General features: G+C 67.9%; 2 protein-coding genes. One reads left to right on the top strand and one right to left on the bottom strand.

Annotation, left to right across the window (positions count from 1 at the left end):
- Nucleotides 1-115 precede the first annotated feature (115 nt).
- On the bottom strand, nucleotides 116-463 hold the full coding sequence (gene apaG, locus I71_RS29685) for a Co2+/Mg2+ efflux protein ApaG (protein WP_244434140.1): 348 nt from the start codon (nucleotides 461-463) through the stop codon (nucleotides 116-118).
- Between the two features lie 19 nt (nucleotides 464-482).
- On the opposite strand from apaG, the gene I71_RS29680 reads away from it, so the two are divergent.
- The coding region (locus I71_RS29680; protein ID WP_042702868.1) for a cobaltochelatase subunit CobN at nucleotides 483-925 on the top strand (443 nt) is incomplete at its 3' end.

Here is a 925-nt window from a genome sequence, read left to right as displayed (position 1 = left end):
TTCAGCGATGGACAAAGTACTGCCAGCCATGCGGATTGTCAAATCCGCGTGTTAGTTTCTTCCATTATTCACATGCATTCTATTGTATTATTCGTTTACGTCCTGATCTTCCCGATCAGTTCAGCTGCATCGGCTGGTGCGGGCTGTCGAGCGAGAAGGCGGGGATCGTCACGTCGAAGGCACGGCCATCCTGTCCTTCCATGCCATAGGTGCCGGCCATGATGCCGGACGGCGTGCCGAGCGGGGTGCCGCTGGTGTACTCGAAGTGATCGCCCGGCTCCAGAACCGGCTGTTCGCCGACGACGCCGGGGCCCCGCACCTCCTGCACGCGGCCCATGGCGTCGGTGATGCGCCAGTGACGGGTGCGCAGCTGAACCGTCTCGTTGCCCTCATTCTCGATGCGGACGTGATAGGCCCAGACGAAGCGCCCCTCGGCCGGCGAGGACTGGTCCTCCAGGAACACGGGCTGGACGGTGACGCGGATGGGCAGCGGATACTGGCGCTATGGCCTCGACCGCCTTTCCGCCCTCTGCCGCGAGCGCCAAATCCCGCTGGCCGTCCTGTCCGGCGAGGCACAGCCCGACCCCAACCTCACCGCTTACGGAACGGTGCCGGCCGAAACCGCCGACCGCCTGTGGCGCTATTTCACCGAGGGCGGCCCGGCCAATATGGGCCATCTGCTGGCCTGCGCCGCGACGCTGGCGGGCAGGCCGCTGCCCCATGACGATCCCGCGCCCGTCCCGCGCTTCGGCGCCTATGACGGCTGGACCGGGTCCACAACCGGCAACGCCACCGCCAACGCCCCGGTCGCGGCGGTGGTCTTCTACCGCTCCCACCTGCTGGCCGGCGACCTCGCCCCGGTCCATGCCCTGTGCGACGCGCTTGGCGCGCGCGGNCTCGCCCCCCGCCCCCTGTCGTCGCCAGC

Origin of the sequence: Azospirillum sp. B506 (genome assembly GCF_000333595.1) — a bacterium.
Lineage (GTDB): Bacteria > Pseudomonadota > Alphaproteobacteria > Azospirillales > Azospirillaceae > Azospirillum.
The sequence above is the reverse complement of the archived record's forward strand: the minus strand, read 5'-3'. Positions and strand labels throughout refer to the sequence as shown.